The sequence below is a fragment of the Microbulbifer maximicatervae (SeqCode) genome, assembly GCF_052467955.1.
In genome coordinates, this window is the sequence record NZ_CP174329.1 from 595,001 (window position 1) to 608,698 (window position 13,698).

10 protein-coding genes and 2 rRNA genes (1 of these 12 running past the window's edge) are annotated in these 13,698 nt (G+C 47.7%); 9 read left to right on the plus strand and 3 right to left on the minus strand.

The window, feature by feature from the left end; all coding sequences use genetic code 11:
- From ACJJI5_RS02565 to ACJJI5_RS02575, 3 genes are all read left to right on the plus strand, one after another.
- A 23S ribosomal RNA gene (locus tag ACJJI5_RS02565) occupies nt 1-1,917 on the plus strand; it begins 965 nt to the left of the window's first position.
- A 203-nt stretch (nt 1,918-2,120) separates the two neighbouring features.
- Nucleotides 2,121-2,236 (plus strand): 5S ribosomal RNA (gene rrf, locus ACJJI5_RS02570).
- Nucleotides 2,237-3,038: 802 nt separating this feature from the next.
- A complete protein-coding gene (locus tag ACJJI5_RS02575; protein ID WP_445355439.1) occupies nt 3,039-4,031 on the plus strand; it encodes a YncE family protein in 993 nt (330 codons plus the stop codon).
- Nucleotides 4,032-4,063: 32 nt separating this feature from the next.
- Here ACJJI5_RS02575 and ACJJI5_RS02580 read toward each other — a convergent pair whose 3' ends face one another.
- Both ACJJI5_RS02580 and dtd read right to left on the minus strand, forming a co-directional pair.
- The gene (locus ACJJI5_RS02580) at nt 4,064-4,594 is read right to left on the minus strand and encodes a GNAT family N-acetyltransferase (RefSeq protein WP_445355440.1); all 531 of its coding nucleotides are present in this window, start codon (nt 4,592-4,594) and stop codon (nt 4,064-4,066) included.
- 108 nt (nt 4,595-4,702) lie between these two features.
- Entirely contained in the window at nt 4,703-5,140 is a 438-nt protein-coding gene (gene dtd / locus ACJJI5_RS02585) for a D-aminoacyl-tRNA deacylase (protein ID WP_445355441.1), read from the minus strand.
- 87 nt (nt 5,141-5,227) lie between these two features.
- Between dtd and ACJJI5_RS02590 the strand changes: the two genes are divergently transcribed.
- From ACJJI5_RS02590 to ACJJI5_RS02615, 6 genes are all read left to right on the plus strand, one after another.
- Complete coding sequence (locus ACJJI5_RS02590) at nt 5,228-7,336, plus strand: prolyl oligopeptidase family serine peptidase (protein ID WP_445355442.1); 2,109 nt, start codon at nt 5,228-5,230, stop codon at nt 7,334-7,336.
- A 229-nt stretch (nt 7,337-7,565) separates the two neighbouring features.
- Nucleotides 7,566-8,555 carry an SDR family oxidoreductase gene (locus ACJJI5_RS02595; protein ID WP_445355443.1) on the plus strand — a complete coding sequence of 330 codons (990 nt, stop codon included), beginning with the start codon at nt 7,566-7,568 and terminating at the stop codon, nt 8,553-8,555.
- A gap of 105 nt (nt 8,556-8,660) precedes the next feature.
- Complete coding sequence (locus ACJJI5_RS02600; RefSeq protein ID WP_413663727.1) at nt 8,661-9,254, plus strand: DNA-3-methyladenine glycosylase I; 594 nt, start codon at nt 8,661-8,663, stop codon at nt 9,252-9,254.
- A 31-nt stretch (nt 9,255-9,285) separates the two neighbouring features.
- Nucleotides 9,286-9,711, plus strand: a complete 426-nt coding sequence (locus tag ACJJI5_RS02605; protein WP_445355444.1) for a mechanosensitive ion channel family protein — start codon at nt 9,286-9,288, stop codon at nt 9,709-9,711.
- A gap of 57 nt (nt 9,712-9,768) precedes the next feature.
- The gene (locus ACJJI5_RS02610; RefSeq protein WP_445355445.1) at nt 9,769-10,107 is read left to right on the plus strand and encodes a hypothetical protein; all 339 of its coding nucleotides are present in this window, start codon (nt 9,769-9,771) and stop codon (nt 10,105-10,107) included.
- Nucleotides 10,108-10,295: 188 nt separating this feature from the next.
- Entirely contained in the window at nt 10,296-12,188 is a 1,893-nt protein-coding gene (locus ACJJI5_RS02615; RefSeq protein WP_444926211.1) for a DUF885 domain-containing protein, read from the plus strand.
- Between the two features lie 140 nt (nt 12,189-12,328).
- On the opposite strand, the gene ACJJI5_RS02620 is transcribed toward ACJJI5_RS02615, so the two are convergent.
- On the minus strand, nt 12,329-13,546 hold the full coding sequence (locus ACJJI5_RS02620; protein ID WP_445355446.1) for a patatin-like phospholipase family protein: 1,218 nt from the start codon (nt 13,544-13,546) through the stop codon (nt 12,329-12,331).
- Nucleotides 13,547-13,698 lie beyond the last annotated feature (152 nt).

Consider the following 13,698-nt stretch of genomic DNA (forward strand, 5'->3'; position numbering starts at 1 on the left):
AACCCAGACCGCCAGCTAAGGTCCCAAATATCAGTTAAGTGGGAAACGATGTGGGAAGGCCCAGACAGCTAGGAGGTTGGCTTAGAAGCAGCCATCCTTTAAAGAAAGCGTAATAGCTCACTAGTCGAGTCGGCCTGCGCGGAAGATATACCGGGGCTCAAACTGATAACCGAAGCTGCGGATGCTCTTAGGAGCATGGTAGAGGAGCGTTGTGTAAGCCGTTGAAGGTGGATCGGGAGGTCTGCTGGAGGTATCACAAGTGCGAATGCTGACATGAGTAACGATAAGGGAGGTGAAAAACCTCCCCGCCGGAAGACCAAGGGTTCCTGTCCAACGCTAATCGGGACAGGGTTAGTCGACCCCTAAGGCGAGGGCGAAAGCCGTAGTCGATGGGAAACAGGTTAATATTCCTGTACTCGCTATTACTGCGACGGAGTGACGGAGAAGGCTAGGCCGGCATGGCGATTGGTTGTCCATGTTTAAGGTTGTAGGCTGGGGACTTAGGCAAATCCGGGTCCCTAAGGCTGAGAACTGATGACGAAGCCCACTTAGTGGGTGAAGTGGTTGATGCCCTGCTTCCAGGAAAAACTTCTAAGCTTCAGGTAATAGTGAATCGTACTCTAAACCGACACAGGTGGTCAGGTAGAGAATACCAAGGCGCTTGAGAGAACTCTGGTGAAGGAACTAGGCAAAATGGTACCGTAACTTCGGGAGAAGGTACGCCGGTTTTGGTGATGGGACTTGCTCCCTAAGCTGAGGCCGGTCGAAGTGACCAGGTGGCTGCGACTGTTTATTAAAAACATAGCACTCTGCAAACTCGTAAGAGGACGTATAGGGTGTGACGCCTGCCCGGTGCCGGAAGGTTAATTGATGGGGTTAGCTTCGGCGAAGCTCTTGATCGAAGCCCCGGTAAACGGCGGCCGTAACTATAACGGTCCTAAGGTAGCGAAATTCCTTGTCGGGTAAGTTCCGACCTGCACGAATGGCGTAACGATGGCCACGCTGTCTCCACCAGAGACTCAGTGAAATTGAAATCGCTGTTAAGATGCAGTGTACCCGCGGCTAGACGGAAAGACCCCGTGAACCTTTACTACAGCTTTGCACTGAACTTTGAGCCTATTTGTGTAGGATAGGTGGGAGGCTTTGAAGCAGCGACGCTAGTTGTTGTGGAGCCGTCCTTGAAATACCACCCTGGTATGTTTGAGGTTCTAACTCTGGTCCGTTATCCGGATCGAGGACAGTGTATGGTGGGTAGTTTGACTGGGGCGGTCTCCTCCCAAAGAGTAACGGAGGAGTACGAAGGTGCACTCAGCATGGTCGGAAATCATGCAATGAGCATAATGGTATAAGTGCGCTTGACTGCGAGACAGACATGTCGAGCAGGTACGAAAGTAGGTCATAGTGATCCGGTGGTTCTGTATGGAAGGGCCATCGCTCAACGGATAAAAGGTACTCCGGGGATAACAGGCTGATACCGCCCAAGAGTTCACATCGACGGCGGTGTTTGGCACCTCGATGTCGGCTCATCACATCCTGGGGCTGAAGCCGGTCCCAAGGGTATGGCTGTTCGCCATTTAAAGTGGTACGCGAGCTGGGTTTAGAACGTCGTGAGACAGTTCGGTCCCTATCTGCCGTGGGCGTTGGAGATTTGAGAAGAGTTGCTCCTAGTACGAGAGGACCGGAGTGAACGAACCTCTGGTGTTCCGGTTGTCACGCCAGTGGCATTGCCGGGTAGCTATGTTCGGACGGGATAACCGCTGAAAGCATCTAAGCGGGAAGCCTCCTTCAAGATAAGATCTCCCTGAGGCCTTGAGCCTCCTGAAGGGCCGTGGAAGACTACCACGTTGATAGGCTGGGTGTGGAAGCGTTGTGAGGCGTTGAGCTAACCAGTACTAATTGCCCGTGCGGCTTGACCATACAACAGAGATGGTTACTAACGACTAGCTAAGCTAGCGGATTGTGAGTTAGAGACATACGATCGCTTGCGGTGTATTACTACAGATTGTTTTACCGACTTATTTGGGGTTATCGCCGGTCAACAACATGACCGAGGCAAACAGCGATAACGCGGCAGGCCAAGCACTTTGCTTATAAGACCAACGCCAACCCAAGCCAGTTTGCCTGACGACAATAGAGTTGTGGAACCACCTGATCCCTTGCCGAACTCAGAAGTGAAACGCAACATCGCCGATGGTAGTGTGGGGCTTCCCCATGTGAGAGTAGGTCATCGTCAGGCTTCTAATCCGAAAAGGGCCACCCAACAGGGTGGCCCTTTTTTTATGGCTGAAAATATTTAAAAAAACAAAAACAAAAGCTAAAAAAATAAGAGAGAGAAAGCAGAAAATACTTAGTAAAAATTAAATAGAAAAAATAAAAGTAATTCTGAAAAACTTTAATGCTCCACTTTCTCTTAAAAAGTCAGTCAGTAAATAAAAAAGAAAAAGCTAAAATTACCTGAGTACCTTAAACAGACGCTCTCCTAAAAAGCCTATAAAAATAGGTCTTTACCGACCTCCGTAGCAAACGCCTTTGCGTTCACTCAAAAAATAATCCAACAAAAATAACCCTCGTAAATACCAGAAAAGTACCCATACCACTCCCGCCAAAAATTAAAATTAGCCCATAAAAATATCGGTGATTTTTTAGTCTCTGCAGTAATCCCCTGTAACCACGGGGCCTGTAGCCCGTTTATTAAAGTTATGCACAACTCTATCCAGACTTTCTGTTAGTAACGTTCTGATCCTACTTTTAGTGGATAACCTGACACTTTTTCCGTTGGTTTTTTAATCGAATTATTTCATTGCACGAAATTAAAGGCTTCCAGACCTCTATCCAAAAGTTATGCACAGTACTATCCAAGAATTCTGTTAGTAACATCCCTGTAATGAAGAAAACATCTAAAAAGTTCCATTTTTACGATCTATTATCCAGTGTTGCAGTGGATAACCAGGACTGACTTTGCAGTTCTAAAAAGCTCGCTGGGGTATGCTGTTAAGGAAGCATTCTATTAACGACAAATTCCTCCGGGAGGCTTGCTAATGAGAGTTCTACTTTTAATTTCCATGTCATTAGTACTTTTAGCCGCTGGATCGCTAAGGGCGCAGACGTTGGTAGTAGGAAATAAATATGAGGGCACAGTGAGTTTTATTGACCTAGCTTCCGGCCAAGAGGTTAAGAAACCGGAAACTGGAGGTTCGCCCCATGAATTAATAGTGTCGCCGGATAAATCTAAAGTGGTGGTAGTTTCTTACCTTGAAGATGGCTACGTGGGAGAAGAGCTGAATGTATTCGATATCGCGAGCGGTAAGCGCCTGAAAAGAATTGATATCAGTCCGCACAAAGGCCCTCACGGTATCGCTTGGCTGGGCGATAGCAATAATGTGATTGTTACAACAGAAGAAACCAGCGACGTGATAAAGGTGGATGTGACTGAAGGAAAAGTATTGGGTGTTGCCCGTACTGATCAAGTAGGTAGCCATATGCTTGCACTATCCCCTGATCTGAAGACCGCCTACGTTACTAGCCGGGGGTCGGATACGTTTAGTGTAATTGATACAGAGACTATGGAGTTGAAATCTACAATACCGGCAGGGGATGGGCCGGAGGCGGTGTGGGTAAGCCCCGATAATAGCGAGCTATGGATAGGAAATAATCAGTCAGAAAACATCTTTATTTTCGATACTGAAACGTTAAAGCAAAAAGAAACGATAGATGTTGGTTTTCTGCCTATCCGAATCAGGTTTCACCCCGAAGGCGAAGTGGTAGCTGTAGCAGACTTAAATGGTAATCGTATACTCGTGTATGACGCCAAGACCCGTAAACAGTTACATGAGATTGATGTCGGCAGCGCAGGGGCCAGACAGCCAGCATCGCTATTTTTCTCTCCGGACGGAAAGTTTTTGTTTGCCGGTTCTCAGAGAGACGGAAAAGTTGTTGAAATAGATACCGCAACTTGGAAAGTTAAGCGTATATTTAATGCGGGACAAGGGTCAGATGGTATTGAGTGGAGCCCAGTAAATATTCAGCAATAAATATTCCTGAGCTCCACAGTTAAAATAATTAATCAGGTAGGAACTGTGTAGATTTTTAAGTCCTGAAATATTCCATCAATCGAATAATAATTTGGAATAGTTTCACTATGCACTCCACCTACGCGTTCTGCTACAGCTATGCTGGCACTGTTTTCAGATAAGCAGTGAATTTTCAACGCTTGAATATCGTGCAGATCTTTCAAGTAGCTAGATATTTTATTTACGATTCGAGTCACGATTCCATTGCCATGGCAGCTTTTACATAACCAATATCCTATTTCTGCATTTTGTTTTTTAAGGTCAATTTCCTTGATACCAAAGATCCCGACTACCTTTTCTGAATAGTGGATCTTGTACCAGGATGCTCCGAAACTATTGCTGAATATTCTGTCGTTAATGTATTTTTTTGTGGTTGGGAGGTCGATAACGAGCTTTGCCCAATAGAGATATTTCTCTAGCAGTGGTCTGTTATGTTCAATTAGGGCAAAGATGATTTCTGTGTCGCTATCCAAAAGTGGATCGAGTTTGATATCACTGTTTACTACTATAGGCTTTTTAGTCATCCTTTTGCCTCTCCATTTTTAGCGATATTTTTTAGTCATTGGCAGCCTAACCAACGGGTAGAGTTTTCCTGATTAGGTGAAACAACAGAAAGAGCCTGTGGAAGGTCTCTAGGTTTCCAGCATAAAAGTTACCGGGCCGTCATTGACTAGTGAAACCTGCATATCCGCTGCAAATATTCCAGCGGCCACTGGCGTAAATTGGGCTTTGGAACTTTTAACGAAATAGTTGTAGAGCTCCTCCGCGTATTCTGGTGATGCGCCGCGACTAAAGCTTGGGCGTAAACCTCTATCGGTTTCGGCAACTAGTGTGAACTGACTGACAATCAGGAGCCCACCTCCCGCCTTTTGGAGGTTGAGATTCATACGCCCTTTATCATCGGGAAAAATACGGTAATTCAGGACTTTGTGCAGAAGCTTATCTGCACTATCGGTAGTGTCCTGGGCTTCGATACCTAGCAGCAGGAGGATACCTTTATCTATGGCCCCAACGGCCTCTCCCGCTACATTAACCTGGGCATGGCTTACCCTTTGGATCAATCCTTTCATCTCACTTCTCTCTGCTGCTCTGGAACCGATCGTCTAAATCGCCTAGATTAGCGGACTGTTACCAGTAGAGAAACCGAGAATAACGGTATGAAGAGACAGCTAGTGGCACTGGTTGCCGGTGCACTTGCTGCGGTGAGTGTTCACGCAGCTGATAGCTATCCGGATAGTAAGCCGGGTGCTCAAATTGATGAATATTTTGGTCAAAATGTGGCTGACCCCTATCGCTGGATGGAAAAAATGTCCAGTGATGAGGTAAAGAGTTGGGTGGCCAAACAGAATGACCACTCATTACCGCGTTTGAAGGACCTTCCCGGGTGGCAGAAAATCAATGACCGGCTTGCAGAACTATGGCGCTACGAGCGCTACGGTGTTCCGTACAAGAAGGGCGATAGCTATTACTACAGCTACAACACCGGTTATTGGGATCAGAATGTTTTCTATAAGGCCTCTAGCCTGTCCGCTGAGGGCGATACGGTTTTAGATCCACGCACCCTAAGTGAAGATGGCACTATTGCTGCCAAGCGCCTCAAAGTCAGTCCAAAGGGCCGCTATCTGGCTTACGGTATCTCGGATGGTGGCACTGACTGGACCGACTATCGTATTCGCGACCTAAAGGTAGGCAAGGATCTGAAGGAACAGCTGACCGGTATCAAGTTTAGTGATGCCAGTTGGGCGCCGGATGAGTCCGGTTTTTACTATAGCCGGTACCCGTTTAACAGAGATGGCACGGCGGATGATAGCAAACAGGTAGCCGTATATTTTCACCGACTGGGAGATGCCCAGGAAAGTGATCAACTGGTCTATGAAATTACTGATCATCCCACCCGCAATCCAGGCGCGACGGTGAGTGACGATGGCAACTATCTCCTGTTTGGCATCTTCGACGGCTATGACTCGAACGGCTTTTACTATCGCGATTTACGGGATGAAAGCGGCAAGGTAGTTAAGCTTCTGGATGACTGGGATGGCCTATACCAGTATCTCGGAAATAAAGGGAGCACCTTTTACTTTGAGACCAGTGCGGGGGCGCCGCTGGGCCGTGTAATCGCTATTGATCTGAATAAGCCGCAACGCAAACACTGGCGCGATCTGGTGCCGGAGACGACTAGTGCCCTGCAGAGTGCCAGTTATATCGGTGATCGCTTTGTGCTTCACTACCTGGAGGATGCGAAATCGCGAGTGCTGGTGACCGATACTAACGGTAAGAAACAGTACGAGCTGAAGCTGCCAGGGGTGGGCTCAGTGAAGGGGTTTTATGGTGAGCCGAATGAAGTTGAGACCTTCTACGCTTTCTCTAATTTTATTACCCCGCCGAGTATCTACCACCTGAATGTACAGACTGGTGAAACCAAACTGTTCAAGCAGCCAAAATATGCAGCAGACTTTTCCGATCTGACTGTGAGTCAGCATTTCTATAAGAGTAAGGACGGTACCCGGGTGCCTCTATTCCTCGTGCATAAGAAGGGAATGAAGCGAGATGGCTCCAACCCCACGCTGCTTTATGGATATGGTGGTTTTAACTCCGCTCAGTTACCGCGATTCTACAACCGCTTTGTCGGTTGGTTGGATATGGGCGGCACCCTGGCACTGGCCAACTTGCGCGGTGGTAGCGAGTACGGCAATGCTTGGCACCAGGCGGGTACCAAGACGCAAAAGCAAAATGTCTTCGATGATTTTATCGCTGCAGCTGAGTGGCTGATCGAGGAGAAAGTCACTTCTCCTGAAAAGCTTGCTATCAGTGGTCGCTCCAATGGTGGACTATTGGCGGGGGCAACGCTGGTACAACGACCGGATTTGTTTGCGGCGGCATTACCGGTAGTCGGTGTCCTGGATATGCTGCGGTATCATACCGCTTCCGCTAATGCCCGGCAGTGGTCGAGCGATTATGGGCTTAGTGAAAATCGCGATGAGTTCAAAGCGCTGTATGCCTATTCTCCGGTCCACAACACCCGTGAGGGCACCTGCTATCCGGCCACGCTGATCACCACTGCCGATCGCGATGATCGAGTGGTTCCCTGGCACAGCTACAAATTTGCGGCAGCCCTACAAAAAGATCAGGGCTGTGACAAACCAGTCTGGCTTGCCGTAGAGACTCGGGCTGGGCACGGTGCAGGCAAGCCGGTATGGATGCAGGTGGAAGACTTCGCCAATCAGTGGAGCTTCCTTGCCTACCAGCTGGGCATGAAAATCGAGTAGCCTTTCCAACTAACCCAACAAAAGTAATAGCGGGATCAATCAATAAAACTCCCGGTAGGACGATTGCAAAGGGGTTTAGTTTTGCGGCGGTGTCACTAATGAAGTTAGTGTGCCGCCCACTCTGTCGGAGTGGTGGTATCACCAACCGGTCTGCCCTTCCGGAAGGAGGTGGCTTCGATAGAGCTAATCACTGGGTATGAATAACGATAACAACTCATCCGGTGGATTTATGAAACACGCATTTGTAACCGGGGGAACCGGTTTTCTCGGCGCTAATTTGGTAGAGCAATTGGTTGGTGATGGATGGAAAGTTACCGCCATGCATCGGCGCACCTCCAATACCGATATGTTGCGCTCTCTGGGCGTCAATCTGGTTGAGGCCTCTCTGAATGACCCTCAGTCCCTTCAAGCTGCAATTCCAAATAATGTCGATGCGCTTTTCCATATGGCGGCTAATACCAGTATGTGGCGCGGCGGTAATGCCCAGCAGTGGAAAGATAATGTTGAGGGGGCGGCGAATATTGCCAAAGTTGCCAGGGAGAAAAATGTAGGGCGGATGGTGGTGACCAGCTCAATTTCTGCTTATGGCTACCATAAGGAAAGAATTACTGAAGAAAGTGATAAGCTGGCAGATGACCCTCATCATCACTATCTGTACACGAAAAAAAGAGAGGAAATTTCCGTTCGCAAGGAAATTGAGCAGGGCCTGGATGCGGTATTTCTAAACCCTTGCGCTATTGTGGGTAAATACGATACCACCAGCTGGGCGCAGACCTTTTTTCTGATTGATAAAAATCAATTACCAGGTGTTCCACCGGGCTGGGGTTCTTTTTGCCATGCCGGTGCAGTAGCGCGAGCCCACATCGATGCGGTTGAAAAGGGGCGGTGTGGTGAAAATTATATCTTGGCCGGAACGGATGCCAGTTTTTTAGAATTTTTTGGAAAGATCGCTGAGTTATTGCATAAACCTGTACCAAAACGCACCACACCGGCATTTCTAATTCAATCTATCGCCTGGTTTTCCGATCTCTGGTCTCGTGTGAGTGGGCAAGAGCCGGTTATTACTCCTGAAAAGGCCACGTTGGTAACGCGGAGAGTCGTTGCTAGTAGTGCTAAGGCTGAACGTGAACTCGGTTATCAATCGGGGGTGGCTTTGGATACTATGTTATGCGAATGTCGCGATTGGTTAGTACAGAACAATTTGTTGGAGTCGAAGTGAATCGTAATAATATTATTTTTGGGTTAGTTGCCTTGCTTTTGGTTTTACAGCTTATTCAGTATTACTTTTTCTCCGGCGCAAGCTAGTCATAAAAAGGAAGTAATGATGGCGGAAAAGCGCTGTGACTGGTGCCTGTCTACACCACTTTATCAAAATTACCATGATGAGGAGTGGGGTAGGCCGGTTACCGATGACCAGATCCTGTTTGAGTTTTTGTTGCTGGAGGGGGCCCAGGCGGGCTTATCCTGGATTACAGTGCTCAATAAGCGGGAGAATTATCGTAAACTGTTTAATAATTTCGATGCTGAAAAAATTGCTCGGTACACCCCTAAAAAGGTAGAGAAATTACTTCTCAACCCGGGAATTATTCGCAACCGGCTCAAGGTTGAATCGGCCATCAAGAATGCACGGGCAACCCTCGAATTGCGCGATCGCGGTATATCCTTAAGGGATTTTCTCTGGCAGTTCACCGGTGGAAGAGTGATTGTTAATCGCCCCCGCTCCATGAAACAGGTGCCGGCCACTACAGCAGAATCTGATGCGATGAGTAAGGCGTTAAAGAAAGCGGGTTTTAGTTTTGTGGGATCAACCATTATGTACGCGCATATGCAGGCAACTGGAATGGTCAATGATCACTTGGAAACTTGTCCGGCTCATCAGCGTTGTGTCGATGAGGCGCAGAATTTAGGTTTGGCTTGAATTTAAAATAGGGATTTATTTTCGGGGATCGATGAATATTAATAGCTTACTCAATGAGTATTGGCCCCAAGTAACTGCATTATCCCTAAAGTTGGCGGCCGCACTACTGATAGTTTTGGTGACGCTGTTTGTGGCCCATCTTGCCCGCCGAGCGGTTGATCGTCTGCCGGACCGGTTTGATGTTATCTTGCGCCCAGTACTGCGCAGTATTTCGAGCTGGGCGGTTTATATTGTTGGCGCACTGCTGGTATTGGATGTATTTGGTATTAACACTACCAGCTTAATTGCTCTACTCGGCGCTACTGGTGTGGCAGTAGCCTTAGCGTTGAAAGATACCCTGCAAAATATTGCTTCGGGGTTTCTACTACTGGGATTGCGGCCGTTCCGCGTTGGGGATGTGATTCAGTTCGGTAACATAATGGGCACTGTTCGCGAGGTAGGGCTATTTACTACGTAGCTGGATACCACGGATGGGCTGCGTATTATCGCACCCAACAGTGCTATCTGGGGGCAAGTGCTCACCAACTTCAGTCGCAATAAGACTCGCCGTATCGAGATTGTGGCGGGTATCGCCTATGGCGATGACATTGATCGCGGTCTAACAGTATTACGTCGCTTGGTAGAACAGGAACCCCGTATTCTCGCTGAGCCAGAGCCAAGTTTCGCTGTTAAGGCGCTTGCTGACAGCGCGGTAAATTTACAGTTGCGGGCCTGGGCTGCCAATGATCAGTACTGGGATGTTTATTGGTCCCTGATGCAAAAGCTTAAGCCTGCACTGGAGGCAGAAGGCTTGACGGTACCCTTTCCCCAGCGAGAGCTACATATCGTGGACCGGGTCACAAGCCGGCGTTAGTCTATTACCGCAGGGTCACTTGTGGCAATATCCTGCTCCAGGTATTGGGTCCACCTAGTCCAAAATCTCCGATTTGCCTCAACTCAACGCAAACATATGGCGTTCTGGGGGGCATGAATCGACACCTCACCGAATTCGTGTCAAAGTTAGCGGCGTTTTTTTGTACAACTTTTGATCGAGATAGGAAGATGCCGATAAAGCTGAACAACCCACTGATCCCCAGCCTGCTGGCTGTCGCTATCCTTGCGGGCTGTCAGGGTGACAAGAGTACCCAGACTGTAGCTAACGCAGATAAGCCCCAAAATGCGGTTGCCGAGGCCTCAGTAACTGTAGATGCGGTTGCCGAAACCAAGCGCCTGACTGAGTGGCTGGATGAGCGTTATGAGGAACAGCTGCAGTTCAGTCCGATTCAGCTGTCCTACCTGGGCCGCAAAGACCACTACGACCAAATCGACGATATGAGTGAAGCCGCAGAGGCTCGCCGCTTGGTTTGGCAAGAGAAAAGTGTTGAAGAGCTCAAGAAGAATTTCGACTACAGCAAGCTGACCCAGGAAGGGAAAACTTCCTACGATATCTGGATTTATCAGTTTGAACAGGCCAAGGCCGCTGCGCCGTTTATCCGTCACGGCTACATCTTTGAGCAGATGGGAGGTGCACAATCGCAGTTGCCCAACTTCCTGCTGAACTTCCACAAGGTCGACAACATTGAAGATATGCAGGCGTATATCACCCGTATCGGTGGTATCTCCCGCGCGATCAACCAGCTGCTTGACCGCGCCAAGCTGTCGTCCAAAGAAGGTATCCGCCCCCCGCGCTTTGCCTATGAAGGTGCGATTGATCAGTCCAGTAAATTGATTGAAGGCGCGCCGTTTACCGATGGTGAAGATGCACCTCTGTGGGCCGGTGCCAAAGGAAAGATCGCTGAGCTGCTCGAAGCCGGTACTATTGATCAGAAGCAGGCAGACAAGCTGACTGCGGAAGCACGCAAGGCATTAGAGACTGAGTTCTTCCCCGCATATCAAGGGCTGGTTACCTGGCTCAAAGCGGATATGCAGAAGGCCTCAGTAGAGCCTCAAGGTGCTAGTAGCTTGCCCAATGGTATGGCCTACTACAATCAGCGCCTGGCCAATACCACAACTACGGACCTAACTGCCGACCAGATCCACAATATCGGCCTGGAAGAAGTGGCGCGTATCCGTGGTGAGATGGAAACTATCAAGAAGCAGGTTGGTTTCGAAGGTAGCCTGCAGGATTTCTTCAAGTTTATTCGCGAAGATGGTCAATTCTACTATCCGAATACCGATGAAGGACGCCAGGGCTACCTGAATGACTCAACCGCGTTCCTAGACAACATTACCAAGAAATTGCCGGAATACTTTGGCCTTCTGCCGAAAGCTGAGTTGGTAGTAAAGCGGGTTGAGTCTTTCCGCGAACAGGATGGCGGTGCCCAGCATTACTACCCCGGCACTCCCGACGGTTCCCGCCCGGGTATTTACTATGCGCACCTGTCCGATATGAGTGCCTATTCCACGACTGATATGGAAACTGTGGCCTACCACGAGGGCAACCCCGGTCACCATATGCAGATCTCAATTGCTCAGGAATTGGAAGGTATCCCGCAGTTCCGCACTCAAGCTCACTTTACTGTCTATGTAGAGGGCTGGGCGCTGTACTCTGAGAAGCTTGCTAAAGAAATGGGGGCCTTCGAAGATCCCTATAACCTGTTTGGCCACCTGACGGCTGAAATGTGGCGAGCCATTCGCCTCGTTGTTGATACCGGCCTGCACGCCAAAGGCTGGAGTGAAGAGCAAGCGGTGGAGTACTTCCTGCAAAACTCCGCAATCCCCGAGACTGCAGTTCGTTCCGAAGTACGTCGTTACCTGGCGTGGCCGGGCCAGGCGACCGCTTACAAGATCGGTATGCTGAAGATTCAGGAGCTGCGCAAGCAGGCTGAAGATCAGTTGGGTGATAAATTCGATATTCGCGGATTCCACGATACCGTGCTGGGTGGCGGTGCTTTGCCAGTGCCCGTATTGGAGAGCCGCGTAGCCTCTTGGGTAGAGTCAGTTAAACAGTCTTGAGTAGTTCCGTTAATTTTTTTAAATAAGCCGGGCATAGCCCGGCTTATTTTTTTACTTTTTCTTTCTAGGAATAGTGGTGGTCGTGAAAATCTGATCGTCTTCTTTTGGGAGAATGGTAGGCAATAGAATTTATATTACACCTACTTTAAATCATTCAGATGTCTAATTATTTTCTCTAGGCTCCTCTCGTTGCCCTTAATGAGTTTATTGGAGTAACTTTTAAGGTGATGTAATAAATCGTGGTCAAATATCCCGACAAAAGGTTTATTGATATCAACGTTTAGGAAGTCGTATTCAATCCGCCCCGATTCTGAAATGATTTTCGCAACTTCTAGCATGTAAAGTTGATTTTTATCCATTGATCTCTGAATGTTTGCCCAAGCATCACGGGCCCAGTGAATACGTCCCCATTTTCTTAGGGAGTGATACTTCATGTTTGAGCTCAATAGTCTGGGATAACCTGAGCACAAGACCAGAACGTAATATTTTTTATCGGGAAAATCGCGGATAATGTCCCTTAGTATCAAACTAGTTGGATTGTTTAGGGCTATTGCTGCATCAGCAAACACACTACCAGAACTATTTTCTTGTGACGTCGCAAAATTCAAATGGGAAGATTTAAAGTTGGCGTTCATTCCTTCAAAGGCCACAGGGGGAAATGCGGTTTCTGCACTGGCTGCTGCGGTCATTAACTGATACAGGCTATTAGTCGGTAAATTGTATACAGTTTCCCCTCTATTTTTGAATAGACATACCTCACCGCTTTCAATATTGAGAGCGGGGATGATCACATAGTTATCCAAATCAGTAAAATCTAATTCCTTTGTATAGTATTTTTCCATAATCTCATGTAGGCGTTTTCCAAAATAAGAGGGAGAGAAAAGCCCCGCACCTGTAAGTGCTATGTGGTACCACGGAGACTTAAACAGGTAGCCAGTTACGCTCTTATATACATTTATCAGGTAGTCTAAATGAGATATTTTTTCACCAAAATGATTTGGGATGGCGTTACCTGGTATATTAATTCCGGTTACAATAACTGCTCCTGTAGAAACGCCTGCGAAAATATCAAAGACCTCATTAATCGGTTTTTTAGATTGTTTCTCAATATGCTTAAGAACATAGAGGGGGATGAGACCGCGAACACCACCTCCAGTTACAATTAGAATTTTTATCGTATCTTTGTCTTTCAGGTAGTCTAAATTTTTAATTGATTTTCTTGAAACAGGATTCCTGCTGAAGGTTACTGATTGAGGAAATTGGGTGTTGTATATATAGGACATTAGGGCGTAGGCACCAGATACTGCGGCCAGAGTTAAAACCATTTTCTTCGTCAGTTTGGTGGCCAGTTTCAGCATGCTTACTGCCTTGATTACTTATCTGACATATTGTGACTGATGATTTATTCCTACGTCTGAATTGTAATGTGAGATATGAAAACAACTTGCTTTAATTTTTTTCAGGTGAAGGGAAGAGAAAGCTCCTCTAAGAAATTAAAAAACTATAGAGT